Source organism: Ewingella sp. AOP9-I1-14, assembly GCF_052375995.1.
GTDB classification, from domain to species: domain Bacteria; phylum Pseudomonadota; class Gammaproteobacteria; order Enterobacterales; family Enterobacteriaceae; genus Ewingella; species Ewingella allii.
Map to the genome: position 1 here is coordinate 619,538 of NZ_JBQSVA010000002.1, position 24,925 is coordinate 644,462.

Consider the following 24,925-nt stretch of genomic DNA (forward strand, 5'->3'; position numbering starts at 1 on the left):
TAAAAAGTTCAGCCCGCGCGGCGAACCGGGCGGGCTTGAGTTATCTCCTCACCGATATGGCAAGGATCATTTTTTGACGAAACCTTTGTCTTGCAGGTATTTCGCGGCCACTTTTTTGGCATCTTGACCGTCAACCGCGATTTTGGCATTCAGCTTTTGCAGCGTCGGGCCATCGAGGGAGGCGAAGACCGGCTTCAACAGTTCTGGAATATTGGGATGCGCCTTCAGCACGGATTCACGAATGATCGGTGCCGGAGCGTAAATCGGTTGCACCCCTTTCGGGTCAGTCAGCGTTACCAGACCCAATGCCGCAACCGGGCCGTCGGTGCCGTACGCCATCGCCGCGTTCACGCCAGAGGTTTTTTCCGCCGCCGCCTTGATGGTCACTGCGGTATCCCCGCCCGCCAGCGAAAGCAGCTGGTTCTGTTTCAGCTTAAAGTCGTAAGCATTTTCAAACGCCGGTAAAGCATCCGGGCGCTCGATGAACTCGGCAGAGGCCGCCAGTTTGAAGTCGCCGCCGCTTTTAATCCACTTGCCCAAATCTTCAAGGCTTTTCAGGTTATGCGCACTGGCGAGGTCGTCACGCACCGCGATAGTCCAGGTATTGTTGGCAGGAGAAGCATCCAGCCAGACAATTTTGTTCTGGTCATAATCGAGCTTTTTCACTTTCTCGAAACCGGCCTTGGCATCTTTCCACGCCGGGTCTTTCTCATCAGAGAAGAAGAACGCGCCGTTGCCGGTGTACTCAGGGTAGATATCGATTTCGCCGGCGGTGATCGCGCCGCGCACCACTTTGGTGGTCCCCAGTTGCAGTTTATTGGTGGTCTTGATGCCATTGGCTTCCAGCACCTGCACAATCAGATTGCCCAGCAGCGAGCCTTCGGTATCGATTTTCGAGCCGACGCGCACGCTGTCTGCGGCTTGCGCAGAAAGACTAAAAGTAGAAACCATTGCCAACGTCGCTGCTGCCGCTATTGCCCGCACTCGCCCACGTCCTGTCATGAAAGCCATCTTATTTCCTCTTATCGGGTTACTTTTATGTTAAGGCTTTGATATCACCAACAACATTAATTCGTATACACATACGGTGTGATAAAGAATAGTTCAATTTTGCCAATTCGGACAAAATGGCGGGTCATCACACCAAGGCTGGATTTTTGAGTAAAATGCTTATTTGTGAAAAGCTTTGCCACTCAGCGCCTAAAGTAACAGGGCTAGCCTAGCGGACGCGCCCCTCCTCTCAGATGAAAATGTTTTAAGTTATAACTATTTCATTTACCTCATGAATAAAAATCAGTTGTGACTGAGGTCACGCCCCTTCTATGCTGATTTTTTGTCTAAAAGCGTAAAAATAATTATGTCAGATTCATTTGCGGCGGCTCCCGCCGGTTCAGGGAATACAGGTTCAGTCAGTTCATCCTCCAGCGACGCGCCGGTTTTAATCCGCTCCGCCGCCGATATCACCCAGCTCGTCAACCGTGGGGCCGCGAAGCTCAGCGACGCACGCATCGTGATTGCTATCGCACTCGGCGGCGTTTTCCTCGACGCCTATGACCTCGGCGCGCTGGCCTTCGGCATTAAAGACATCACGCGCGAATTTAGCCTGACGCCGTCGGGTACCGGCATGGTGGCTTCCGCAATCACCTTCGGGGCGATCATCGGCGCGCTGTTCGGCGGCTATCTCACCGACAAAATTGGCCGTTACCGGGTGTTTATGGCCGACATGTTCTTCTTCGTCTTTGCCGCGCTGGCCTGTGCATTTGCCCCAAACGAGTGGGTGCTGGGCGGGTCACGCTTTGTGATGGGACTTGGGGTCGGCATTGATTTGCCGGTGGCGATGGCGTTTTTATCTGAGTTCTCCAAGCTGTCCGGGCGCGGCAATAAAGCCTCGCGCGTGGCGATGTGGTGCCCGACGTGGTACGCCGCCATCAGCATCTCCTATCTGCTCGTACTGCTGCTTTACGCGGTATTGCCTGCCACGCACACCGACTGGTTGTGGCGTTTAATCCTTGGCTTCGGCGCGGTTCCGGCTCTGCTGATCATCGCCATCCGCCATCGTTATATGAATGAGTCGCCGGTGTGGGCCGCCAATCAGGGCGACCTGCAAGGTGCCGCCGCGATTTTGCGTAAGTCATACAATATTAATGCCGTGGTGGCCGACGAGGCCGATCTGGAACCGGCGGTAAAAGTGCGCAAAGCCGCGTGGCGCAACTACGGCACGCTGCTGCAAGGGGTTTATCTGCGCCGCACCGTGCTGGCGACGGTGACCGCCGTGGCCTCCTCCTTCGCCTATAACGCCGTGGCCTTCGGCCTGCCGGTGATCCTATCGACGTTTTTGGCTCAGTCGATGATCAGCACCATCCTGGTGTCGCTGGCACTTAATCTGCTGTTTGCCTTTGTCGGCGGGCTGATTGCGGTGCGCTATGTGTCGAAGTTCGGCGCATGGAAGATGACCGTCGCCGGATATGCCTGTCAGCTGATCGCTCTGGTGGTCCTCGCCGCCATTGGTCGCCCAACCGACGGCGCAGAAGCCGCGATTTCCATCGGCATGTTGGCGCTATTCCTGTTCGGCCAAGGTTTCGGCCCCGGCTCCCACACCATGACCTTCGCCTCCCTGAGCTACCCGACCTCGCTACGCGGCATGGGCGTAGGCTTCAACCAAACGTTAATGCGCGGCAGCTCAACGGTTTCGCTGTTCCTGTTCCCCGTATTAGCCGCCGCCCTCGGCACCGGCGTATTCTGGGTGATCGCATTAGCGCCGCTGGCAGGGCTTATCGTGTTGACGGCGATTCGCTGGGAACCCTCAGGGTATGATGTTGATGCAGAAGATTTTTAGGGGGCAGCTTTTGGGGAAAGCTGAGCAAACCTTTTTTTTAAGGTCAAGGTCGTGGGCGTCGGCCCATACCGACCAAGGGAGGCGTAAACGCGCCTCCCTTGGAACCCTGCGAAGCCTCGATCTTACAACAGCAAAAAAACGCAGGATTCCAAAGGGTTTCGTTTAAAACCCTTTGGGCCAGTGTGGGCAGCGAGCCCACGTTTTTGAATTTAAAAGACCTAAGTGTGGGCGGCGAGCCCACGGTTTTGAATTTAAAGATCTAAAGGAGCTGTGGGCCTCCCTGCCCACTATTCCCTTAGCGAATACCCGCTAAGAACGTCTTCGCATAATCACCTGAGGCTTTCTGCGCCGGGTTACTGCTGGTCTGCAAATCAACGTAGGTATAGCTCGATGGGTTGTCACGGTTAAACGACCAGCTACCGATAAACGCCATGTTCTTCTGTTTGGCAAAAGTGGCAACGGTGGTGGCGTCTGGCAGTTTGAACATCTCGGTGGTGTCGTCGTTCAGACCGATCATCGGGGTGATGGCTACCAGTGGGTAGAGCTGCGCGTCAGTCTGGCCCGGATAGAGTTTGCCCAGCTGGGTTTTGATGCTGGTTGCCGCGCTGGTCGCTGCTTTACCCATATCTTGGCTGGAAACGCCGTCGTTATAGTCCATCGCCATACCGTTTACGCTGAACTTCACACCGGCATTTTTGGCGCTCTGAATGATGTTCAGACCTTCAGTCACCAAACCTGCTGGCATGGTTGGCAGTGTAAAGCTGATGCGAACCGATGGGTTGCTCTTCTGGAAAATCGCCAGGGCTGAGCTGATTTTACCGTAGTCGTATTGACCGTTTTCCAAGTCGAAGTCCAGCTGTTTGGCTTTAAACTTCTGTACCACGTCGGTGTAAGTCTGTACCAGTTGGTCAACAGTGAACTTGGTGGAGATATCGGCGTTGGACGCGCCGCCGAAGGAGACAATTACCTGACGGTTTGCCGCGTTCAGGTCGTTTGCCAGCGGCAGCGCCCATTCCAGCGGCATGGCGTCGGAGGCGGCCCAGCAGGCTTTATTCGACGGGGAAAGTGTCAGGAAGCCCAGCACCAGACCGTCAACGCCGTAAGAAATAGCCTGTTGAGAGTAAAGCGGGTTTGGGCGACCGTTAGGGTAATTCTGCCAGTCACTCCACAGCGCATTCAGGGACACATCAATATAAGGGGTATATAAAGTAGCCATGTTTTATATCCTTTTTTATGTAGGTAAGAACGTTTACGCCGGGGCCTTCTCCGGCGGCAAAGTCATCTTCTCCTACAACCTTTTTTGATGCATTCGATCAGGGTAGTAGCACCGCTGGCACAACAGCATCAAAATTAAAACGATATAAAACAGTTAGATAGATTTAAACATTTATCCCATTACCGGTGAACGCGGTGCAAAGACGTGACGCGCCCCCTGCTCAATCATCGCCGCCACCAAATCGTATCCGCCATTGGGGCGGGAAAGCGCAAACTCCCGTTCGGCGGTGAAAATCGGGCTGATCCAGAACTGGTTTACCGGGTCACCATAGTTATCTGGCAGGGTCATTTTGCTGGAAGGCGAACAGAGCGCGGAAGAGACCACGTGTCCCTCATAGCCCAGCGGCGCCATCGGTGAAATCAGCGTATGCCCTTCTCCCAGCCAGCTCAGCGTGGTCCACGGCAGCTGCGCATAGCCAGAAAGCGCGCTGGCCATCTGCACCGCGTTCTCTTCGGTGACATACTCTTTGCCGACGGCGAAAGCCAGCTCGATGCGCCGGTGTTCGCGGGCTTCGTCATTGAAAATAATGTCGATTTGCGGCATTGGGCGGATGCTCATGCCCAGCGTGAAGAAGTAGTAATTCTCCTCATCCTCGTGCTGGGAAATGGCCATTGGCGGCCAGTTGCCCTGATCAATGCCGTAATATTTCACCGATGGCCCGAAGCGCTCCTCATAGCTGGCGAGGAATTTACGCTGAATTTTCGGCCACGGGTTGTGCTCTTCCTGCTGCCAGTCGCGCCAGAATTGGCGCGTCTTGTCGGCCAACTCATATTGCGTATTGGTCGACGCCGATCCCAATGGGAAAGTCAGCGGGTTTTGCTTGATACAGCCCGCCGAATAGCAGACCGAATGGTCGATATACAGGCTCCAGCCGGGGATCACCGCCAGCAGCAACCCTTGATACCAGAGGGCCGCGCCGTCGTCGCTTTCATTCCATAAAATTTGAATTTGTGCCGGATCCAGCGGTGCTTCTGCCTCCAGGCTGCGGCAATACTGCGCGGCGAGCATCGGCGCCTTCCCGCTCTCCATGGCGGCATGGTCGTCGTGCTGCGGGGCGGGAGAAAGATTGCGGATCCAGCAGGCGCGCATGCGCGGGAAGCGATCGCGTAAATCTTCGCGGGCGTAAATATAGAGATAAGCCACGCGGTCATCCTGCTCGACCAGCGCGGTCAGGGTTTGTTTGTCGTTACTGACTTCGACGAGAATGTCTGACTGGCGCATAAAACCTCAACGGTGGGCCTCAATAGGATTTGAAGCGTCTGAGTCGCTTTCCAGTCAGTGTAGAACGATTAGCAAGTGAGGATAACGGGCAAAAGTCCCAAAAATCCTTGTGATAGCGGGGAAAAAAGAGGCGAAATTGAGTAAACAGCAGGCAACAAGCGGGAAAAAATAACGCCAGACCCGAATCTCGGCGTCTGGCGTGTTGGTTTATAGCATAACGGCGTGGCTATCGAGCTTAATGAGCCAGAGGTTTCGACGCCGTGGCTTTATTCAGCTCTGGCCACAGATGAATGACCAAATCAATCAAGCGATTAAGCTGCTCGGTGCTGGCCCCATCGCGAGCCTGCACTGACATCCCCTGAACGGTACATGCCAGATATTTCGCCAACAGCGCGCTGTCAGTCGTTTGTGGAAGCTCGTTGCTGAGTTTTTTCTTTTCGAAGTACTCAAACAAAGTGCGTTCCTGCGACAAGTGGCGGTTGCGCAGCATTTCCGCGATGTCTTGCGAAGAGGAAGACATGCCGGATGAGGCGCTAACCATAAAGCAGCCGCTCGGCGTATCGCAGTCGGTGAACATCTCTGCCGTGGTGCGCAGATACTGTTCGATAGCCTGTTCAACGGACAAATCTGTTCTGCTCAGCAGACAGAAACTCTTTTCGTAAAAGGTTGCCAGATAGTGTTCAACGGCCGCGCGGAATAACCCCTCTTTATTGCCGAACTCGGCATATAAGGTAGGAGCTTTCGCACCCGTGGCTTCGACCAAGTCCGCTAAAGAAGTGGCCTCGTAGCCATGACGCCAGAATAAATTCAGGGCCTTGCTCAGAGCAGTTCCACGATCGAACTGTTTTGGGCGACCGCGACTTTTCCGGACCAAAGCCGTGTGTTCAGTGCTCATACACCCTCCTTCCATCACCTTATTGGTTCTGGTTATCAGAATAATTTAACGATCATTATTAAAAATAGTTGCGCACAAGTCCAGCAGAGATTATTATTTAATTATCGAGCGATAAGTAAATCACTCTTAGCATCTAGAATCTCAGGACAAACCATCATGCGTGCTTTAAAAATCCTTCTTGCCGTTATGGCTTTAACCGCTGCCCCGGTTGCCAATGTCGCCGCACAGCAGGTTATCATGATGCCAACACAGAGTCAGGAAGTTGCCATGGTCAATGTGACTGGGGACAGTAACTTTTGTCACCCTGCCCGCTTCGTCAACGGCAAATCGTCACAACAGCGCATTCCAACTTCTCCAACCATGCCACCTGCCCCAGCGGGCTCAGGCAATCACCCTCCCGTTTATTACTAGGTAATCACCTGATTATTACTAGGTGATCACCTGACCCCTTATTGCACCGTCGCTTTAGACGCCAACGCAGAAAGGGGATGTAATAGAAAGGCGACATAAAGGTCGCCTTTCTGATTCTCAGCAGAGCGAGACTTCTGAAAACCACCCAACGGTTTTACCATCCTTCGCCCTTCACTCCAACCATTAAGTTATCACTCATTAAATAATTCTTGCTTGTGTCATAAAAACCCACTAGCATTTAGTTATCGACCGTTAATTAATTAGCTTGCCGTGAAGATTTAACAATTGAGATACATATCCCTCTTGTTAACGTGATCTGGCTCACAGCACTTTTAGTTAACGATTATTAAAAAAATAAGTTGCACAAGATTCTGTCAACGACTAACATTTAATTATCGAACGTTAATTAATAACGTTGACCAAATCATAAAGACTTTCGACAGCACGATAAACAAATAGAGATAAGGAACTAACATCATGAAAAACGTAAAAATGACTATCGCAGCACTGGCTCTGGCTACCGTATCTTTCTCTTCCATGGCGGCAACGCTGGTTGATTCAGCTCCGGCTAACCAAGAAAAAATTGGCGTGATCAGCGCGAACTCAAGCAATGACCTGTCTAGCTTGCAGCGTGAACTGAATGCCAAAGCCACTGAAGCAGGTGCCAGCTCTTACCGCATCATCGGTGCTTCTGGTGACAACTACCTGCACGGTACTGCTGAGCTGTACAAATAACAGCGAGCCGCTTTTAAAGCGTTATCGCACTAAATTAGTTAACGATTAATAATAATGATTCATAATTAAAGGTACTTATCATGAAAAACGTAACAATGACCCTTGCTGCCATTGCACTGGCCACGGCTTCTTTCTCCACTCTGGCTGCGACTCAGGTTCAGTCTGCTCCAACTAACGCCCAGTCAATCGGCGTAGTTAGCGCGCAGGCCGGTACCAACTTGTCTAGCCTGGAACACCAGCTGGCCGCTAAAGCAGAAGCTAATGGTGCAACCTCTTATCGCATCATCTCCGCTTCCGGCGACAACCGCCTGTACGGGACTGCCGAGCTGTACAAATAAGTCCTGAAGTATTGAGTTTTAAAGGGTACCGAACGGACAGAAGAGTGGCTTTGTTGCCCAGAAAGAGCGCGCGAAGAGCGCCCAGCTAACAAAGTCTGATAAACGACGAATCAATAGGACAATATATTATGAAAAACCTGACAATGACCCTCGCAGCCATCGCACTGGCAACGGCTTCTTTCACCACCATGGCCGCCACCCAGGTTCAGTCTGCTCCTGCTAACTCACAGCCAATCGGCGTGATCAGCGCACAGGCCGGCACTAACCTGTCTAGTCTGGAAAATAAACTGGCCGCCAAAGCAGAAGCTAATGGTGCTACCTCTTATCGCATCATCTCCGCATCCGGCGACAACCGCCTGTACGGGACTGCTGAGCTGTACAAATAATCGTCGCAGCTATACGACGACTGAGGGCAAGACATCATGAAAAACCTGACAAAGACTCTGGCAGCCATCGCACTGGCAACGGCCTCTTTTACCACGCTGGCGGCGACTCAGGTGCAATCTGCACCCGCTAACTCGCAGTCCATCGGGGTGATTAGCGCACAGGCTGGTACCGACTTATCTGGCCTGAAGAGTGAACTCGCTAATGAAGCCCAGGCCCGCGGGGCAAGTGCTTATCGCATCATCTTCACTTCCGGTGACGGCGATAACCACACTTACGGCACGGCTGAGTTGTACAAGTAAGCGTTAAGCAGTAGAAATATGAAGAAGAGGCGGCTTTGGCCGCCTTTTTCATGCCTGCCTCTCGCCCATCCCCCGCTAAAGTAATTATTTTCATCCCTCGTTTAGAGAAAGGCTATATCGCCGCTATCAACAGCCTCTATAATGCTGCTGCACAATTTATAAGAATTTTCATGGGATGAAATAACGATGTCTAATATGGTTTTTTGTAGAGGCTGCGGCAAAGAGATCCACGAAACTGCCAGAAACTGCCCTCACTGTGGCGCAACCAACAGCGTGCCGGGTTCGAAGAACCGCATCGCGGCGGCCTTGCTGGCCTTTTTCCTCGGTGCCTTTGGGGTACATAAGTTCTATTTGGGTAAAATCGGGCAAGGTTTCCTGTACTTACTCTTCTGCTGGACCTTTATTCCTTCGATCGTCGCATTTGTAGAATTTATTATTTATCTCTGCATGTCGGACGAAGATTTTGCCAGAAAGTATGGCTAAGACCGGCGGTAAAAATGGAAAAGGCAGAATCTGATTTCTGCCTTTTTGCTTTCTGCTACTATATTTATTCCCTCCTCTCCTTTACGGGTTCCGCCAATGTAGAACAGCCTCATAACTAACAGCTTTTTTCTTCGTGCTGCCTTTTAGGCCGCGCGCATAACCTGTTTCTTATGAGAATGCTTTTACATGACGACTCTACTGAGTGCCCTGGTGAGCGCGCTGCGCGGCCATTCGTGGCTGAGACTGCTCGGCTACGCCTTTATTCTTTCCTCTCTCGGCAACGGCCTGACCCAAGTGGTGGTTTTCGGCCAGCTTTTACAATGGCGCGCCTCTGCCACCACCCTGATTTTTGCCTACGTGCTCGCCACCCTGCCCGGATTTTTAGGCAGTCTGCTGGGTGAACGCCTCTGCCAACGCTACTCACCTTTTGCCATGCTGCTGCTGGCCGAAGCGCTGGGGCTGCTCTCCTTGGTCTTTCCGCTGTATAGCCTGCTGGCGCAACATTCGGTCGGGCTGCTGGCGGTGCAGGCCTGTAGCGCAGTGATTAGCGGCGTCACCTTTCCGGCCCTGTCGCTGGTATTTAAACGCGGGTTGAAAAGTGAAGAATTACCCGCCGCCACCTGCATGGAGACGCTGATCTTCGCGGCACAGGTGCTGCTAGGCGTTGGCGTGGGGGTGCTGATTTTCCCGCTGATTAATGCCGGAGGGATGTTGCTGCTCGACGCCCTGAGCTTTATCGCCTCGGCGGTTCTGCTTCTGCTGGCTGCGCGGCGTTTTGTGCCGACGTCTGATGAAACTGAGGCCGATGCCTCAACAAGCGCCACGGGGAAAGTCAGCTGGCGGGCGCTCTCGCCGCTGCAACGGCGCAACCTGCTGATGCTGCCGATGCTAGCTACCGTCGGCACGCCAGCGATGTCTCTGCTGCCCGCGCTGGCCCAGCAGATTAAGCCCGATGAAGCCACAGGTTTCGCGCTACCGCTGATGTTCGCTCGCAGTCTGGGCCAGCTTTGTGGCCCGTTACTGCTTCCGGCAAATCGAATGCGGCAATACGCCGGGAATAACGGGCTGCTGGCGACCTGCCTGCTGATTTTCCTCGCCAGCTATCTGCTGATCCCGCCCATGTCCGCGTGGTATTTAGCGCCTCTGGGGATGATTTTTATCGCGCACATTGCCTCCAACGTGGTGTTCGCGCTGGCGACTTTCGGCATTTTGCGGGAGTTTGACGCGCAAACCGTGGCCTCGGCGAGTGCCATGGCATGGCGCTGGCAGCTCGTGGCGGCGGGCGTGGCGTCGCTGATGGTGGCGGCGCTGACTCGTTATGGCGGAGCAATCTTGGCGCTGAAGGTAATGTCACTGGTGGGGTTGAGCACCGCGGTTGGCATTTTGTGGAAGTATCGCCGCTAAGTCGGGCAACCTCCCCGATCATCAGGGGAGGTTTTTACTGCAAAATTAGTTGGCGGAGCTTTTCAACTGGCTGTCTTGCTGGTGCTGTTCTAGAGCCAGTTCCAGCAATTTGGTGATCAAATCGCTATAGCTTAAGCCGCTGGCGGCCCAGAGTTTTGGATACATGCTGATATTGGTGAATCCCGGCAAGGTGTTGATTTCGTTAATCACCACCTCGCCCTGCTGGGTGAGGAACACGTCCACGCGCGCCATACCGCGACACTCTAAGACTTCAAACGCCTGCAAGGCGATGGCGCGAATTCGATCATTGATTTCAGGGGATAAATCCGCCGGAACCGCCACCGAGGCGCCTTGCTCGTTGATGTATTTGGTGTCGTAAGAGTAGAACTCATCGTGCAGGATAACTTCGCCACAGACGCTGGCCTGCGGCTGCGCGTTACCCAGCACGGCACACTCGATTTCACGCCCGACAATGGCCGACTCCACCAGCACTTTATGGTCGAAATCAAAGGCCAAGTCCAATGCGCGGGCATATCCAGCCTGATCGCTGACCTTGCTGACGCCTACCGAAGAGCCTTGGTTAGCAGGCTTGATGAACAGCGGCAGCCCCAGCTCTTGCGCCACTTTCTCAAAGGTCTGCTTGGCGCGGTTACTGCGCGTCACGGTGACAAAAGGCGCCACATTGAGGCCCGCGTCGCGCAGCAGGCGCTTGGTCACATCCTTGTCCATACTGACCGCCGACCCCAGCACGCCAGAGCCAACAAAGGGAATATTCGCCATGCGCAGCAGCCCTTGCAGCGAGCCATCTTCACCCAAGGTGCCGTGCACAATCGGGAAAATGACATCCAGCTGGGAAAGCACGCTGGCGCTGCGGGTTTCAATCAGCTGGTTTTCAGTCTGGCCGGGGATCAGAGCCACCTGATTGTTGGACTTATTCAGCGCAATCAGTGACGGATTTTCAGCATTGATCAAGTAGTTACTGGCGTCGTTAATGTGCCATTCGCCTGTTTTATCAATGCCTAACAGCGTGACGTCAAAACGCTGCTTATCTATGGCATCCACAATATTCTTTGCCGACTGCAACGAGACTTCGTGCTCTGCCGATTTCCCGCCAAAAATGATGCCTACGCGTAATTTACTCACCACAGCTCCTCAAAAACAGTATCTAAAGGGTTGTTAGGACTGAAAAATCAGTCAACCACAAACAGCTTTGCGCCCAACGCGGTCGAGGATTGGTGCGCCTCTGCGTTATCCGCCACCTGATAGCTCATGCCGGGTGTCAAGGTGAAGGTGCGGCCGTCGTCGAGACGAGTTTGTAATTCGCCCTCGAGACAAAACAGCACGTGCCCTTTGCTACACCAGTGGTCCGCCAAATAGCCCGCCGAATACTCGACGATCCTCACCCGAATATCGCCGAAATGCTGGGTGCGCCACAGGGCTACGCCGGTTTCTCCCGCGTGCTCGGTTGGCTCTATCTGGCTCCAGTCGGTGGTACAAAACGGAATTGCAGCAAGCTTCATCGGCTTCTCGTTATCTGTCAGATCAAAAAGGAAATCCAGCATAAAAGTGAGCGCGGTTTTTATCAATCAATGTTGATTGGCTAGGTGAATATGAATTGAAAAAGAGTTCATGGCGTCTATCAGTGCCGTGGCTGCAAAGTTAAGTAAAGCCGAATTATCCGAAGGACAGCCCACAGGGCTGGCGCGGCGCGGGCTGTGGGGCTTGGCGCAAAAACCGCCGATTCTAGAGTGTTGCCAAAGGTGACTCCAGTCCCAAAACGCGTTTTTATCGACTAGGCTTAAGTTACGTTCGCAAAAGCGTTATAAACAAGGAGCTATTTATGCCTTATCAAACGATTAATCCTTTCAACAACAAGCTTATCAAAGAATATCAAACACATAATGATCAGCAGGTTGAACAAACGCTGAGTGCAGCTCATGACCTGTATAAGTCCGAATGGGGTCAAGGGGATATGCAGCAACGCCTGAAAGTGCTGCATAAATTATCCGATATTATGTCTTCCCGAGTGGAAGAGCTGGCGAAAATCGTCAGCGTTGAGATGGGTAAACTGATTGAGCAAAGCCGCGATGAAGTGAAGCTCTGCGCGGAGATTGCCAAGTATTACGCCGACAACGCCGAAGAGTTCCTCAAGCCCGTTCCCTACAAGTCCAGCCTGGGCGAAGCCTGGGTCGAGCATAGCCCGATTGGGGTTATCATGGCGGTTGAGCCGTGGAACTTCCCATTCTACCAGCTGATGCGCGTGTTGGCGCCGAACCTGGCCGCCGGTAACAGCGTCATCGTCAAGCATGCCGGTATTGTTCCGCACTGTGCCGAAACCTTTGAGAAATTGGTCAGCGAAGCCGGGGCACCAAAAGGTGCTTACACCAACCTGTTTATTTCTCAGGATCAGGTGGCCGATATCATTGAAGATGACCGCGTGCAGGGCGTTGCCTTGACCGGCTCGGAAAAAGCCGGTGCCGTGGTAGCCGCCAAAGCGGCTAGCAAGCTGAAGAAATCGACCTTGGAGCTGGGCGGTAATGACGTCTTCGCCGTACTGGAAGATGCCGATATCGACCATGCCGCCGAAGCCGGTGCACAGGCCCGCGTGGCCAATGCCGGGCAGGTGTGTACCGCCGCTAAGCGCTTTATTATCCATGAGAAAGTCGCCGATGAGTTCCTGAAGAAATTCACCGAACACTTCAAGGCGCTGAAGATCGGTGACCCGCTCGACAGCAGCACCACCCTTGGCCCGCTCTCTTCAGCCGACGCGCTGAAAACCCTGACCAAGCAGGTGGATCAGGCGGTGAAAAACGGTGCGAAAGTCCACGTCGGCGGTAAAGTCGTGGCTAACAATCCGGGTAACTTCTATGAAGCGACCATTCTGACTCACATCACCCGCGACAATCCGGCCTACTTCGAAGAGTTCTTCGGCCCGGTGGCGCAGATTTACGTGGTAAAAAACGATGAAGAGTTAGTGAAGTTGGCGAATGACTCCAACTACGGCCTTGGCGGTTCCCTGTTTACCAAAGACATGAAACGCGCCCGTAAACTGGCGACGCAAATCGAAACCGGCATGCTGTATGTTAATTCGCCGTCCAACACCGCGCCAGAACTGCCGTTTGGTGGGGTTAAACGCTCGGGCTTCGGCCGCGAGTTATCCGATTTGGGGATCAAAGAGTTTGTGAACCAGAAACTGGTAGTACTGGCTGCAAAATCCTAGTTTAGTAGTCAGTAAAAAAGCCCTTTCTCCGCGCGGAGAAGGGGCTTTTTTTATGCCTAAGACCTTGATGACGTGGCTTTTATTACGGTTTGTACAGCTCAATTGGCGGCTTAGGCTTCGGCGGCGCTTCGAACAAATCGATATCTTCGCCATGAATGTATTTCGCGCGCAGGATGGAGGAAATCTTATCCATCGTCATCACGATCACCACCAAAATCAGGGTGATAAACATCACCACGTCCCAGTTCCATAAACGCATGTTTTCGGCATACACCAGACCAATCCCCCCTGCCCCAACAAAACCCAATACCGCCGCAGAACGGGTGTTGGACTCAATCTGGTACAGCGACAGCGCGAGGAAGGTCGGGAATGACTGGGTGAAAATACCAAAGCGATGGGTTTGCAGCGGATTCGCGCCCAAGGCCCGTAAACCGCGACTTGGCGAGCGTTCCACGGCTTCGTGCCCTTCGGCGTAAAGCTTACCGAGCAGGCCAAGGTCTTGCAGAATAATCGCCAGTACCCCGGCCAGCGGACCCATGCCGACGGCGCGGACAAAAATCAGCCCCCAGATAGCCATGTCCAAACCGCGCAGGATGTCCAGAATGCGGCGCACCACCAGCGAAATCGGCCGCAGCACCGGCGTGGACATCACATTTCGCGCCGCCAAAAACGACAGCGGCAGCGCCAGGAAGGAGGCGGTGATGGTCCCGGCGAAGACAATCGCCAGCGTCATCACAATTTGCTCGAAGTAATACATCAGCGGCCATTCGGAGAAGTTATGCCACACAAACATGCGCAGGAAATAACGACCAATCTCCGATGAGCCGTGCACCACGGCGGTCCACGGAATGCCGTAGAAGGTGAAAAAGTAGATGTAATACAGCGTGATCAGCACGGCGAAGGTGCCGAGGTAGCGCAGATAGCGACGCTGGGCGGAAAACAGTGTTGGGTTATCGCGCTTGATATTGGCGATAGCCGATGGTGCCAGAGCTTCAGTCAGCATCAGAACGTGCCCTCTACCGCGAGTTTACGCAGCTTGCCGGATAAAAAGTCCATGATGGAAACCACCAAAATGATCAGCAGCAGCGTCATACTGACTTGGTCGTAACGGTCAAGTTTGATGGACGTCATCAGCTCTTGGCCGATGCCCCCTGCCCCGACCAGCCCCAGAATGGTTGACTGGCGGAAGTTAATCTCCAGACGCATAAAGCTGTAGGAGAGGAAAATCGGTTTGACCTGCGGCCAGAGGGCAAAGCGCATGCGCTGCAAACGCCCGGCTCCGCAAGACTTCAAGCCGCGAACCGGCTTGTCAGAGGCGGTTTCAATCGACTCATAAAACAGTTTGGTCAGGCTGCCCACGGTGTGCAGGGTCAAGGCGATAAAGCCCGGAATAGCCCCGACGCCGAACGCCATGACGCACATTACCGCCCACGCCAGCTCGGGCATGGTGCGCAGGAAAGCCACAAAAGTGCGGATACTAAATTTGAGCCATTTCGGCGAGTCGGTGTTACTGGCGGCCATAAAAGCCAGCAAGGTGGCGAGCGCGGTGGATAAAATCGTCGATGAGAGCGCCAGTTGAATGGTTTCCCAAATCAGCGGCAGCTGAATATTCAGACGGTATCCCCAATAAGCCAGCGAACCTTCAGTGTGACCATCAGCAAATAGTTTTGACCAGTGCAATACCGGCACGGTTTCGCCAATATAATCGAAGAAGTGTGGAGCAGAGAAAAATACGGTTTTCAGATTGAGTTCAGAAACATTGCCGGACCATAAATAGAGCAGCAGCATTATTCCCGACCATACCAGCGCTTCACGTTTTTGTTTCCCGCGAATTTGCTGATAATAACGATTGAAGTCTTTATTCAAAATAATGATTCCGTATTTCTATCGATATTAAAGAGTAAAATATATGCAGGCGTTATTGTCGCAGGCAATTTGGATGCGACCAGCGCGCAGGATCCGCAGCGTACGTAAAGTACGTGAGGAATCCGAGCACTGCCCGCATTCAAAGTGGCAAGTAAAATAGCCTGTTAGCGAGAACCTTTAGTCAGTTCACGCTTCATGTCAATTATCTGTTGATATTCGGCCAGTGACGTTTCACCAATATGCAGGGTGCCGCCAACCGCTTTAACGAAGCAGGCGTGGTCGCTGGTGTCCAATTTCTTAATAGCGGCAACCAGTTTCGCTTTGAAATCAGCTGGCAGGTCGCTACGCACTAAGATTGGGCCGTTTGGAATTAATGGAGATTCCCAAATAATACGGATTTTCTTCATCAGGTCCGGGTGATCCATACGGATCATACGGCTGAACGCGCCAGAGGTGTAGCCTGTTTCGCGGTCGCCAATCATCGAAGCCCAGGTTACTGCGCCAGCGAATTGGCCGTTCAGCACGCCCAGAATGTCCTGCTCGTGGCCGCCGGAGAAGGTGACGCTAGAGAAGAAGTTGTTGTATTTGTTATCCGTGTTGCCGCCAAACTCTTTCTTGAAGGCTTGGTTAGGGATCAGGTAACCCGAGGTGGAATCTGGGTCAGCGAAACCAAATGCCGTGCCTTTCAGGTCAGACAGCTTCTTGTACGGGCTGTCGGCTTTTACCACCACGATAGAGTGGTAACCGCGAGATTTGTCGGTGTCATCAATAGTAATACCTACCAAATCGACGGCTTTCGGGTTATTAATATACACCGAAGCGTAAGATGAAGGTGACATGCTTAATACCATGTCAACTTTCCCGCCTAATAAGCCCTGAATAACCCCTGAATAGTCAGAAGAGTTACGCAGTTTAGTATCTACATTTAATTCTTTATCAAAGAAATCTTTCACACACTGATTATCGCCAATCTGTTGAGTGGCATTCTGACCACCCAGAATACCCAGATTTAATTCTTTTGGCGCATCTGCTGCCATGCTGTGCATTGCGGTAAAAGTACCTGCCACCAATACCGCCAGACGTAATAACTTCTTCATGTAATAATGACCTTGTGTAGATGGAGAGAAAGTTGAAATAAATAAAAACAATGAATATTACAAACTACTTATTGTGACGAATAAATTAGATCAATGAGATGATTCGCCGTCTTCACCATAAAGTTGATGAAGAATCGAATCATTTAAATCATCAGGATGCCCGTCGAAAATAATCTGCCCTTTGGCAATACCAATCACGCGGGTGCAGAAGTCTTTTACCAGCTCAACCGAGTGCAGGTTGACCATCACGGCGATATTCTCTTCGCTGACCTTTTTCAACGCGTTCATAATGCGCAGCGTGTTTTTTGGGTCCAGCGAGGCCACCGGCTCATCGGCCAGCAGAATTTTGGGGTTTTGCATTAATGCGCGACAGATAGCAACGCGCTGCATCTGTCCACCAGAGAGGTTCTCCGCGCGCTGCAAGGCGTGCGGCAACATATGCAACCACTCCAGCAAGGAGATAGCGCGGGCGCGGTCTTCGTCGTCGAATTGGTTAAAGAAAGATTTGAAAGTAGAAGTCTGGCTGAGGCGGCCCAAGAGTACGTTGGTCAAGACGTCTAGACGAGGTACCAGACAGAAATCCTGAAAAATCATGCCACAGCCTGAACGCCAGCGGCGCAGCGCCTTGCCAGTCAAACCTGCTAACTGCTGCTGTTCGCCATTTTCGTAATGGCAGACAACGCTACCGTCAGACAGAGGGATGGTGCCGTTCAGCACGTGCAGTAAGGTTGATTTACCCGCCCCAGAGCGACCAATCACCGCCACGAACTCACCGGCGTGCAGATCAAAATTGATGTCATTCAGAACGCGCTGTCCTGATTTGTAGGATTTCACCAATCCTTTAACGTCTAAAACTTTGTTCTGTTGCAGCGTGCGGGCCTGTGGATATTCGGCCTGTGCCAGCTTAAGTTGAGCTTGCGCCATGGTGCGTTCTCTCGGTTGCCTACAGATTCTGGCAATCATTAAGCGGGACTTTTGTGACACATTGATGATGCTTTAATAACCATCCCATGACGCTCAAATATGAACCCTTCCTTTAATATCATTTAAGCCTATGATTATTCAGGGCAGCGATTTTGGCCCTCTGGGTAATAAGTGAGGAATAGGACATGAGCATTCATCAGGATAATCAGACGCTGATCACACGTCTGAAAGAGATCGTCGGCTACCGCCATGTACTCACCGGCGACAGCAACACCGAGCGCTACCGCAAGGGTTTTCGCTCCGGCGGTGGTAAAGCCTTAGCGGTAGTGTTTCCGCAGACCCTGCTCCAGCAGTGGCAACTGCTCAAGGCCTGCGTCGAGGCTGACAAGATTGTCATTATGCAGGCGGCCAACACCGGACTGACCGAAGGCTCGACGCCGAGCGGCGATGATTATGACCGCGATATCGTCATCTTCAGCACCCTCAAGCTCGACCATATTGAACTGCTCGACGGCGGCAATCAGGTGATTGGCTTCCCCGGCAGCACCTTATATAAGCTGGAAAAAATCCTCAAACCTTACGGCCGCGAGCCGCATTCGGTGATTGGCTCCTCCTGTATTGGCGCGTCGGTGGTCGGCGGTATCTGTAATAACTCCGGCGGATCGCTGGTCAAACGCGGCCCGGCCTATACTGAAATGGCTCTCTACGCGCAGATTGATGAACAAGGTCAGTTGCAGCTGATTAACCACTTGGGGATTGAGCTGGGCGACACGCCAGAGCAGATCCTCACACGGCTGGAGAAAGGCAATTTCACCGCCAGCGAAGTGCATCACGACCAGCGCTTGGCGTCGGATCATGACTACGCCGAGCGCGTGCGTGACGTGGATGCCGACACCCCTTCTCGCTTCAACGCCGACCAGCGCCGCCTGTTTGAAGCCTCCGGCTGCGCGGGCAAGCTGGCAGTCTTTGCCGTGCGTCTGGACACCTTCCCGGCGGAAAGCCAGCAGCAAGTTTTCTATATCGGCACCAACAGCACCGCGGTGTTGACTGAGCTGCGCCGCCAGATCCTGGGTGATTTCAAAAACCTGCCGGTGGCCGGTGAATATATGCACCGCGACATTTTTGATATCACCGAAGTCTACGGCAAAGATACCTTCATGATGATCGACAAGCTCGGCACCGACAAAATGCCGGACATGTTCAGCGTCAAGGGCAAGTTTGACGCCCACGCCAGCAAAGTGCCTTTCCTGCCGAAGAACTTTAGCGACCGCGTGATGCAGTGCATCAGCAAAGCGCTGCCGAACCATCTGCCGCCGCGCATGAAAAAATTCCGCGACCGCTACGAGCATCACCTGCTGTTAAAAATGTCCGGCGACGGCATCGCCGAGGCGCAAAGCTTCCTCACCGAATTCTTTAAACAGCACGAAGGCGACTTCTTTGTCTGTACTGACGAAGAGGGCAAGAAGGCCTTTCTGCATCGCTTTGCTGCCGCCGGGGCCGCCGTGCGCTATCACGCGGTGCACGAAAAAGAAGTGGAAGACATTTTGGCACTGGACATCGCCCTGCGCCGCAACGACCGCGACTGGTTCGAAACGCTGCCTGCTGAAATCGACAATCAGTTAGTCGCCAAGCTCTACTACGGCCACTTTATGTGTCACGTTTTTCATCAGGATTACATCGTCAAGAAAGGGGCGGACAGCAAGAAGCTCAAGCACCAGATGCTGGAAATCCTCGACGCGAAAGGTGCTGAGTACCCCGCCGAGCACAACGTCGGGCATCTCTATATCGCCAAGCCGCATCTGAAAGCCTTCTATCAGCAAGCTGACCCGACCAATAGCTTCAACCCCGGCATTGGCAAAACCAGCAAGCTGAAAGGCTGGCGGGAGTAGTCATTTCGCAGCCATAAAAAAAGGCAGGGATGAGCCATCGCCTCTCCCTGCCTCAACGCGTTAACTCAGGTCAGAACAGTTTCGCGCCATAACCCCACATCAATACGGTCAGGGCCAGCAGCAGCTCTAGCACCAGCACGCCCATCGCCAGCGTCGAGCTGGAGAACAGGAAGCCTTCGCGGTGGTCAATATTGAGGAAGTTAGGGATGCCGAGATACAGCAGATAGCCGCTGTAGCACAGGCCAATCAGCCCGACGAACAGGCACAGCCACACCATCGGATAGAGCGCCACCACGCCGCTGAGGAACATTGGCGTCGCCACATAACCGGCGAAAACAATACAGCTATTCAGCGTGGGTCGACTGTCATAGCGACGAGCCATCCAGTAGATGATCCGCCCCATCAGCGCCACCGCGCCAAGCATCAATACATAGAAAATCACGGCAATATAAGAGGCGGTGAACAGGGAAACAATCAGTCGCTGACCGTCGCCAAAGTTCCATCCCAACTGGGTGGTCCCGATAAAGGAGCACACCACCGGGATCAGCGCCATAAGCAATACGTGATGAAAATAGACGTGTGAGACGGTTTCCCGCTCGCGCTGGATTTGTTGCAATTCTGGACCGGGACGGGACATCAGTCCCCAGACATGATTGACCATGGTACACCCCCATAAACGCCGGAAACCGCCAACGGCGCGGGTGATAATGACCTTCCGGGATGCAGCGTCACAGGGCGTGTCACACGCATTAAGAAGGTGGCGGCCTGAGTTAATTATAGTTCGCCCTGTTTTTTCTGCCTGCTGGTTAAACAAATCCTTTTACAAATCCGTAACAAGATAAGGCAGAAATATCACGTCCTCAGGTTGCCGTTGTCTTGATGAGCGTTAAGATAGGAACAATGTTTCAAATCTACCCTACAAAAAACCTATCAGGATAAGGAGACATCATGCCGTATCAGGCAAGCCCTTCCCGTTACGAGAACATGCAATATCGCTTCTGCGGCCGCAGCGGGCTGCAACTGCCCGCGCTGTCACTCGGCCTGTGGCACAACTTCGGGCATATCAGCGCGCTGGAATCCCAACGCAACCTGCTGCGCAAAGCCTTTGATTTAGGTATCACCCACTTCGACTTAGCCAACAACTACGGCCCGCCTCCGGGGTCTGCCGAAGAGAACTTTGGCCGTCTGCTGCGTGAGGATTTCGCCCCCTATCGCGACGAATTGATCATCTCCACCAAGGCCGGTTATGACATGTGGCCTGGCCCGTACGGCTCCGGCGGCTCGCGTAAATATCTGTTGTCCAGCCTCGACCAAAGCCTGCAACGCATGGGGCTGGAGTATGTCGACATCTTCTACTCCCACCGCGTTGATGAAAAAACCCCGATGGAAGAGACGGCGTCGGCCCTGGCCCACGCTGTGCAGAGCGGCAAGGCGCTGTATGTCGGCATCTCCTCTTACTCGCCGGAACGCACGCAGAAAATGACCGAACTACTGCGCGAGTGGAAAATCCCGCTGCTCATCCATCAGCCTTCTTACAATCTGCTCAACCGCTGGGTAGATAAAAGCGGGCTGCTCGACGTGCTGGAAGAGAACGGTACTGGCTGCATCGCCTTCACCCCGCTGGCGCAGGGGCTGCTGACCGGCAAATATCTCAACGGTATTCCTGACGGTTCGCGGATGCAGACCGAAGGCAAAAAGGCGCGCGGCCTGTCAGAAAAAATGCTGACCGAGGAGAACCTCAACAGCCTGCGCCTGCTCAACGACATGGCGCAAAAACGCGGCCAAAGCATGGCGCAGATGGCCCTGAGCTGGCTGCTGAAAGATGACCGCGTAACTTCGGTGCTGATTGGTGCCAGCCGATCAGAGCAGTTGGAAGAGAACGTCGCCGCGCTCGGCAACCTGAACTTCACCGCCGAAGAGTTGGCGGCCATTGATAAGCACGTGGCCGACGGCGAGCTGAATCTGTGGCAAGCCTCGTCCGATAAATAAGCCCCACTGCCCCGCTACGTGGTTTGCCGCGGGTGGGGTTTTCCCTTTTATTGCCTACCCCGGAGCCTCTATTGCGCATCGCCTGCTTACACACTGCCGAAAGTAATATCGCTATTTTTGATGCCGCCGCCGACGCGCTGGGGATCTCACCCGACCAACTCTCACACCACGCGCGCCCTGACCTGCTGGCCGCCGCCGGACAAGCCGGTGGGCTGACGCCAGAGATTCAGCAGCAAACCCGCGAGATGCTGCTGAGTTTGGCGGAGGGCGCCGACCTGATCCTGCTCACCTGCTCGACGCTGGGGCCAGCCGCCACCGAGGCCAATACGTTGCTCGAGATTCCCGTCTGGCGCGTTGATCGCGCCTTGGCAGAGCAATCCATGGCTGCACCGGGCAAAACCCGGGTGCTTTATGCCGCGCCAACTACCCTCGAGCCAACCCAGCGCCTGTTCGAACAGGTGGAGCGTCATCCGCAGGCCGAAGTGGAATTCCAACAGGTGAAAGGTGCGTGGGAAATCTTTTTAGCGGGAAATATTGCCGGGTATTTGCAACGCATTGCGGCACAGGCCGATCTGGCCTTTCAACAGGGCGTGGAGCGCGTGGCGTTGGCGCAGGCTTCCATGGCTGGCGCGGGGAATCTGACTCAACTCGGCGCGCCGCTTTCCAGCCCAATTTGCGCGCTGCGTGACGCAATTCAGTTTTTACGCACCGCGCAAACAGAGCAAAATTCATAATCCTGTCTATACTGAATGAAAGATATCAGCGGTTTAGAGATTTCTTTACATTCATTATTTTTTTGAGGGACTGCGCATGAAAATTATTCTGTGGATCATCGCCATTATCTTTATCGTCGGCTTATTGACCCTAACTGGCGTATTTAAACTGATTTTCTGATCGTCAGTTCTGCTAGACATTGATAACAAAAAAGCGGCGTTGCTGGATGGCAACGCCGCTTTTTTTTATGGCTAATCGGGCTTCGGCAACCTTAGTCGTCGGCCTCTTCAACGCTCGGCTGGGTGCGCTGCTGGTCCTTGGCTTTACGGTAAGTTTTGGCGATCTGCGGCACCGGCACGCTCTTGCCGGTTTCCATCCATGTGCGCAGGCGGTTGGCATCCGCAAAGGCAGTGTATTTGCCGAACGCGTCCATCACCACCAGCGTCACAGGCTTACCATTGATGGTGGTGCGCATCGCCAGACAGTGGCCCGCCAAATCGGTATAGCCGGTTTTGGTTAGCTGAATGCTCCAGCTCGGGTTCATGACCAGATGATTGGTGTTGCGGAACGGCAAGGCGTAGGCCGGGCTGCTGAACACCGCGGTTTTCTCCTGCGTGGTACTCAGCTCGCCAATCAGCGGATATTTCTGCGAAGCCAGCAGCAGGCGGGTTAAATCGCGCGCCGTAGAGACGTTTTGCGGCGACAGGCCGGTTGGCTCGACGTAGCGGGTGTGGGTCATTCCCAACTGCCTAGCTTTAGCATTCATCGCGCGGATAAAGGCTTCATAGCCGCCCGGATAGTGCGCGGCCAGGCTAGCGGCGGCGCGGTTTTCGGAAGACATCAGCGCCAGTTGGATCATCTGGCGGCGATTAATTTCACTGTTCACCTTCACGCGGGAAAACACGCCGCGCATCTCTTTAGTGTTATGAATATCAACCGAAATCACTTCGTCCAGCGGCTGCTTCGCATCGAGCGTCACCATCGCTGTCATTAATTTGGTCAGTGAGGCAATGGGCCGCACTTGGTCTGGATTTCGGGAATAAATCACTTCATGAGATTTAAGATCAACCACCATCGCGCTGCCGGAGGCAATTTGCACGATAGGCGCGACAACCGGCGCATGTTTTTCGCCAGCTACGGCGGAAGTGGCAGACATCATGCCTGCATTAAGAGCCAACAGGCTCACAACCAAAAGACGAATTTTCACATGCATTGCTCTGTATTTAAGAAGGTTGTCATCAATGGAGCATCAAAACTGCCGGCGAATTATAAGTTAGGCTGATGGGCTTGGCACTCGGATTTTTCCTCCCTATTTGTCACAAAGTCTGTCACAACGCCTTTGATGACAGGGGCTGACGAGTAAGTGAACACTTGCGCGAAAGGCTGAGAAAGAGAGGGGTGCTGCGAGATGGGAGTGACCAACATCAGCCACGGAGTATGCCGTGGCTGAGTAAACTTGTCTCAGAAAGACAGGCGAACGTTAGGTATTTTCAATCAGGTAACGGATTTCTTGGCCGTAAGATAGCTCAAAGGTGTTGCCGTCTGGGTCATCGAGAAATGCCCAGTAGCCGACCGGCGCCCCACTCTCTTTTGGCTCGGTGCGCAACACGCCGTCGGCGCGAGCCAGAGCCAGCTTGGCGTCCATCTCCTCTTTACTTTGACAGGCCACGCCGAGGTGGCCGAAAGGGCCAAGCTTGGTGTCGGTAGAGTCAGGATCTTCCGCCAGCACGATAGCAAAAGGCCGCGTCATATCACTCATCCAGGCCACGGGTCGGGCGTCTGTCCCGCGCTCTCCGCGCTGGTGGATCACCTGCATATCCGCAAATTTTTCATAAAAGGCGATGCTGGCATCAAGATCTTTGACGGAAAAAGCGATGTGGGTCAGACCTTTATCTTTGTTATCCATGATATTTCTCCATTTTGCTTTTGTGCTTGAAGCAGCGCGTGGAGAAATCAGGGAAAACGATCAGCGGTTAATGCGTTCGGCGATCTCTTTCGATGTTTGCAACACGCGCACTTCACTAAATAACTCGGTCGCTTCGTCGTACTCTTTGCGTAAATACCCCAGCCACTGTTTGATGCGCGCGACGTGATACAGCCCGGTGTCGCCCTGCTTCTCCAGATGAGTGTATTTCTGCAACAGCGTCATCACGCCAGACCACGGCATGCGCGGCTCGTTGTACTTCACCACCCGACTGAGGTTTGGCACGTTGAGCGCGCCGCGCCCAATCATTACCGCGTCGCAGCCGGTGGTCTGCATACAGGCTTGGGCACTGGCGTAGTCCCAGATTTCGCCATTGGCGATCACCGGAATGGTCAGCCGCTGGCGGATCTCGCCAATCGCCTGCCAGTTAATGCGCTCGGCCTTATACCCGTCTTCCTTGGTGCGCCCGTGCACCGTCAGTTCGGTGGCTCCGGCCTGCTGAACCGCGTCGGCAATTTCAAAACTTTGCGCCAGCGAATCCCAGCCCAGCCGCACTTTCACCGTCACCGGCAGCTCGGCGGGCACGGCTTCGCGCATCGCCTTGGCTCCCTGATAAATCAGCTCAGGGTCTTTGAGCAGCGTCGCCCCGCCGCCGCTGCCGTTGACCGTTTTCGACGGACAGCCGCAGTTGAGATCCACCCCGTAAGAGCCAAGTTGCACCGCCAGCGCGGCGTTTTCGGCCAGCCACTGCGGATACTGCCCCAGCAGCTGGACGCGCACCCGCGTGCCCGACGGCGTGCGGCTTTGATTGAGTAATTCAGGGCAGAGTCGATAGAAGGATTTGGCGGGAAGCAGTTGATCTACCACGCGCAAAAACTCGGTGATGCATAAGTCGTAATCGTTCACTTCAGTCAGCAGTTCTCTGACCAAAGGGTCCAGTACGCCTTCCATCGGAGCCAGTAATACACGCATGTGGTTCAACCCTTAAAAAATGACGGGCAATGATAAGGTTGAACG

27 protein-coding genes are annotated in these 24,925 nt (G+C 53.6%); 13 read left to right on the plus strand and 14 right to left on the minus strand.

Going from position 1 to position 24,925, the window contains the following annotated elements; all coding sequences use genetic code 11:
* Positions 1-66: 66 nt before the first annotated feature.
* Positions 67-1,011: a glycine betaine ABC transporter substrate-binding protein OsmF gene (osmF, locus tag ACT3RT_RS08000; RefSeq protein ID WP_396130280.1), complete on the minus strand. Its 945-nt coding sequence runs from the start codon at positions 1,009-1,011 to the stop codon at positions 67-69.
* Between the two features lie 346 nt (positions 1,012-1,357).
* Here osmF and ACT3RT_RS08005 point away from each other — a divergent pair, with 346 nt between their 5' ends.
* Positions 1,358-2,836: an MFS transporter gene (locus tag ACT3RT_RS08005; protein ID WP_496202791.1), complete on the plus strand. Its 1,479-nt coding sequence runs from the start codon at positions 1,358-1,360 to the stop codon at positions 2,834-2,836.
* Positions 2,837-3,131: 295 nt separating this feature from the next.
* On the opposite strand, the gene ACT3RT_RS08010 is transcribed toward ACT3RT_RS08005, so the two are convergent.
* From ACT3RT_RS08010 to ACT3RT_RS08020, 3 genes are all read right to left on the minus strand, one after another.
* On the minus strand, positions 3,132-4,052 hold the full coding sequence (locus ACT3RT_RS08010; RefSeq protein WP_485902807.1) for a chitinase: 921 nt from the start codon (positions 4,050-4,052) through the stop codon (positions 3,132-3,134).
* 171 nt (positions 4,053-4,223) lie between these two features.
* Positions 4,224-5,333: a suppressor of fused domain protein gene (locus tag ACT3RT_RS08015; RefSeq protein ID WP_353501435.1), complete on the minus strand. Its 1,110-nt coding sequence runs from the start codon at positions 5,331-5,333 to the stop codon at positions 4,224-4,226.
* Positions 5,334-5,568: 235 nt separating this feature from the next.
* Positions 5,569-6,228 carry a TetR/AcrR family transcriptional regulator gene (locus ACT3RT_RS08020; RefSeq protein WP_396130278.1) on the minus strand — a complete coding sequence of 220 codons (660 nt, stop codon included), beginning with the start codon at positions 6,226-6,228 and terminating at the stop codon, positions 5,569-5,571.
* 156 nt (positions 6,229-6,384) lie between these two features.
* Between ACT3RT_RS08020 and ACT3RT_RS08025 the strand changes: the two genes are divergently transcribed.
* From ACT3RT_RS08025 to ACT3RT_RS08055, 7 genes are all read left to right on the plus strand, one after another.
* On the plus strand, positions 6,385-6,639 hold the full coding sequence (locus tag ACT3RT_RS08025; RefSeq protein ID WP_353501433.1) for a hypothetical protein: 255 nt from the start codon (positions 6,385-6,387) through the stop codon (positions 6,637-6,639).
* 477 nt (positions 6,640-7,116) lie between these two features.
* Positions 7,117-7,374 (plus strand): multiple stress resistance protein BhsA, encoded by a 258-nt coding sequence (gene bhsA / locus ACT3RT_RS08030; RefSeq protein WP_353501432.1) that lies wholly within the window; start codon positions 7,117-7,119, stop codon positions 7,372-7,374.
* 80 nt (positions 7,375-7,454) lie between these two features.
* Entirely contained in the window at positions 7,455-7,712 is a 258-nt protein-coding gene (gene bhsA / locus ACT3RT_RS08035) for a multiple stress resistance protein BhsA (protein WP_353501431.1), read from the plus strand.
* A gap of 128 nt (positions 7,713-7,840) precedes the next feature.
* Positions 7,841-8,098 (plus strand): multiple stress resistance protein BhsA, encoded by a 258-nt coding sequence (gene bhsA, locus ACT3RT_RS08040; RefSeq protein WP_353501430.1) that lies wholly within the window; start codon positions 7,841-7,843, stop codon positions 8,096-8,098.
* A 36-nt stretch (positions 8,099-8,134) separates the two neighbouring features.
* Positions 8,135-8,398, plus strand: a complete 264-nt coding sequence (gene bhsA, locus ACT3RT_RS08045; protein ID WP_353501429.1) for a multiple stress resistance protein BhsA — start codon at positions 8,135-8,137, stop codon at positions 8,396-8,398.
* A 186-nt stretch (positions 8,399-8,584) separates the two neighbouring features.
* Positions 8,585-8,881, plus strand: a complete 297-nt coding sequence (locus ACT3RT_RS08050) for a TM2 domain-containing protein (protein WP_353501428.1) — start codon at positions 8,585-8,587, stop codon at positions 8,879-8,881.
* Between the two features lie 186 nt (positions 8,882-9,067).
* Complete coding sequence (locus ACT3RT_RS08055) at positions 9,068-10,285, plus strand: MFS transporter (RefSeq protein WP_496202792.1); 1,218 nt, start codon at positions 9,068-9,070, stop codon at positions 10,283-10,285.
* A gap of 45 nt (positions 10,286-10,330) precedes the next feature.
* Here the strand turns inward: ACT3RT_RS08055 and ddlA are convergent, their stop codons facing one another.
* Together ddlA and ACT3RT_RS08065 are read right to left on the minus strand one after the other, a co-directional pair.
* Positions 10,331-11,428 carry a D-alanine--D-alanine ligase gene (gene ddlA / locus ACT3RT_RS08060; protein ID WP_496202793.1) on the minus strand — a complete coding sequence of 366 codons (1,098 nt, stop codon included), beginning with the start codon at positions 11,426-11,428 and terminating at the stop codon, positions 10,331-10,333.
* Positions 11,429-11,475: 47 nt separating this feature from the next.
* Positions 11,476-11,805, minus strand: a complete 330-nt coding sequence (locus ACT3RT_RS08065; protein WP_100937941.1) for a DHCW motif cupin fold protein — start codon at positions 11,803-11,805, stop codon at positions 11,476-11,478.
* A gap of 320 nt (positions 11,806-12,125) precedes the next feature.
* Between ACT3RT_RS08065 and ACT3RT_RS08070 the strand changes: the two genes are divergently transcribed.
* Positions 12,126-13,505, plus strand: a complete 1,380-nt coding sequence (locus ACT3RT_RS08070) for an NAD-dependent succinate-semialdehyde dehydrogenase (protein WP_496202794.1) — start codon at positions 12,126-12,128, stop codon at positions 13,503-13,505.
* 82 nt (positions 13,506-13,587) lie between these two features.
* On the opposite strand, the gene phnE (ACT3RT_RS08075) is transcribed toward ACT3RT_RS08070, so the two are convergent.
* From phnE (ACT3RT_RS08075) to phnC, 4 genes are all read right to left on the minus strand, one after another.
* Entirely contained in the window at positions 13,588-14,508 is a 921-nt protein-coding gene (phnE, locus tag ACT3RT_RS08075; RefSeq protein ID WP_485902816.1) for a phosphonate ABC transporter, permease protein PhnE, read from the minus strand.
* Positions 14,508-15,371, minus strand: coding sequence for a phosphonate ABC transporter, permease protein PhnE (gene phnE / locus ACT3RT_RS08080; RefSeq protein ID WP_100937705.1), 864 nt, complete (start codon positions 15,369-15,371; stop codon positions 14,508-14,510). Before phnE (ACT3RT_RS08080) ends, phnE (ACT3RT_RS08075) begins: the two co-directional genes overlap by 1 nt.
* 164 nt (positions 15,372-15,535) lie before the next feature.
* Entirely contained in the window at positions 15,536-16,468 is a 933-nt protein-coding gene (gene phnD, locus ACT3RT_RS08085) for a phosphonate ABC transporter substrate-binding protein (RefSeq protein ID WP_496202795.1), read from the minus strand.
* Positions 16,469-16,558: 90 nt separating this feature from the next.
* Complete coding sequence (phnC, locus tag ACT3RT_RS08090; RefSeq protein WP_034788717.1) at positions 16,559-17,392, minus strand: phosphonate ABC transporter ATP-binding protein; 834 nt, start codon at positions 17,390-17,392, stop codon at positions 16,559-16,561.
* Positions 17,393-17,577: 185 nt separating this feature from the next.
* Between phnC and dld the strand changes: the two genes are divergently transcribed.
* Positions 17,578-19,281: a D-lactate dehydrogenase gene (gene dld / locus ACT3RT_RS08095; protein WP_496202796.1), complete on the plus strand. Its 1,704-nt coding sequence runs from the start codon at positions 17,578-17,580 to the stop codon at positions 19,279-19,281.
* A 70-nt stretch (positions 19,282-19,351) separates the two neighbouring features.
* On the opposite strand, the gene ACT3RT_RS08100 is transcribed toward dld, so the two are convergent.
* On the minus strand, positions 19,352-19,942 hold the full coding sequence (locus tag ACT3RT_RS08100; protein WP_485902821.1) for a Yip1 family protein: 591 nt from the start codon (positions 19,940-19,942) through the stop codon (positions 19,352-19,354).
* 287 nt (positions 19,943-20,229) lie between these two features.
* Here ACT3RT_RS08100 and ACT3RT_RS08105 point away from each other — a divergent pair, with 287 nt between their 5' ends.
* From ACT3RT_RS08105 to ACT3RT_RS08115, 3 genes are all read left to right on the plus strand, one after another.
* On the plus strand, positions 20,230-21,270 hold the full coding sequence (locus tag ACT3RT_RS08105) for an aldo/keto reductase (RefSeq protein ID WP_496202797.1): 1,041 nt from the start codon (positions 20,230-20,232) through the stop codon (positions 21,268-21,270).
* A 71-nt stretch (positions 21,271-21,341) separates the two neighbouring features.
* The gene (locus tag ACT3RT_RS08110) at positions 21,342-22,004 is read left to right on the plus strand and encodes an aspartate/glutamate racemase family protein (protein ID WP_485902823.1); all 663 of its coding nucleotides are present in this window, start codon (positions 21,342-21,344) and stop codon (positions 22,002-22,004) included.
* Positions 22,005-22,080: 76 nt separating this feature from the next.
* The gene (locus ACT3RT_RS08115; protein WP_019105993.1) at positions 22,081-22,164 is read left to right on the plus strand and encodes a small membrane protein YohP; all 84 of its coding nucleotides are present in this window, start codon (positions 22,081-22,083) and stop codon (positions 22,162-22,164) included.
* Positions 22,165-22,255: 91 nt separating this feature from the next.
* Here the strand turns inward: ACT3RT_RS08115 and pbpG are convergent, their stop codons facing one another.
* The 3 genes from pbpG to dusC all read right to left on the minus strand — a co-directional run bounded on the left by pbpG (position 22,256) and on the right by dusC (position 24,880).
* Positions 22,256-23,197 carry a D-alanyl-D-alanine endopeptidase gene (gene pbpG, locus ACT3RT_RS08120; protein WP_485902825.1) on the minus strand — a complete coding sequence of 314 codons (942 nt, stop codon included), beginning with the start codon at positions 23,195-23,197 and terminating at the stop codon, positions 22,256-22,258.
* Between the two features lie 267 nt (positions 23,198-23,464).
* The gene (locus tag ACT3RT_RS08125) at positions 23,465-23,890 is read right to left on the minus strand and encodes a VOC family protein (protein WP_496202798.1); all 426 of its coding nucleotides are present in this window, start codon (positions 23,888-23,890) and stop codon (positions 23,465-23,467) included.
* A gap of 60 nt (positions 23,891-23,950) precedes the next feature.
* Entirely contained in the window at positions 23,951-24,880 is a 930-nt protein-coding gene (gene dusC, locus ACT3RT_RS08130) for a tRNA dihydrouridine(16) synthase DusC (protein ID WP_034788633.1), read from the minus strand.
* Between the last annotated feature and the right edge of the window lie 45 nt (positions 24,881-24,925).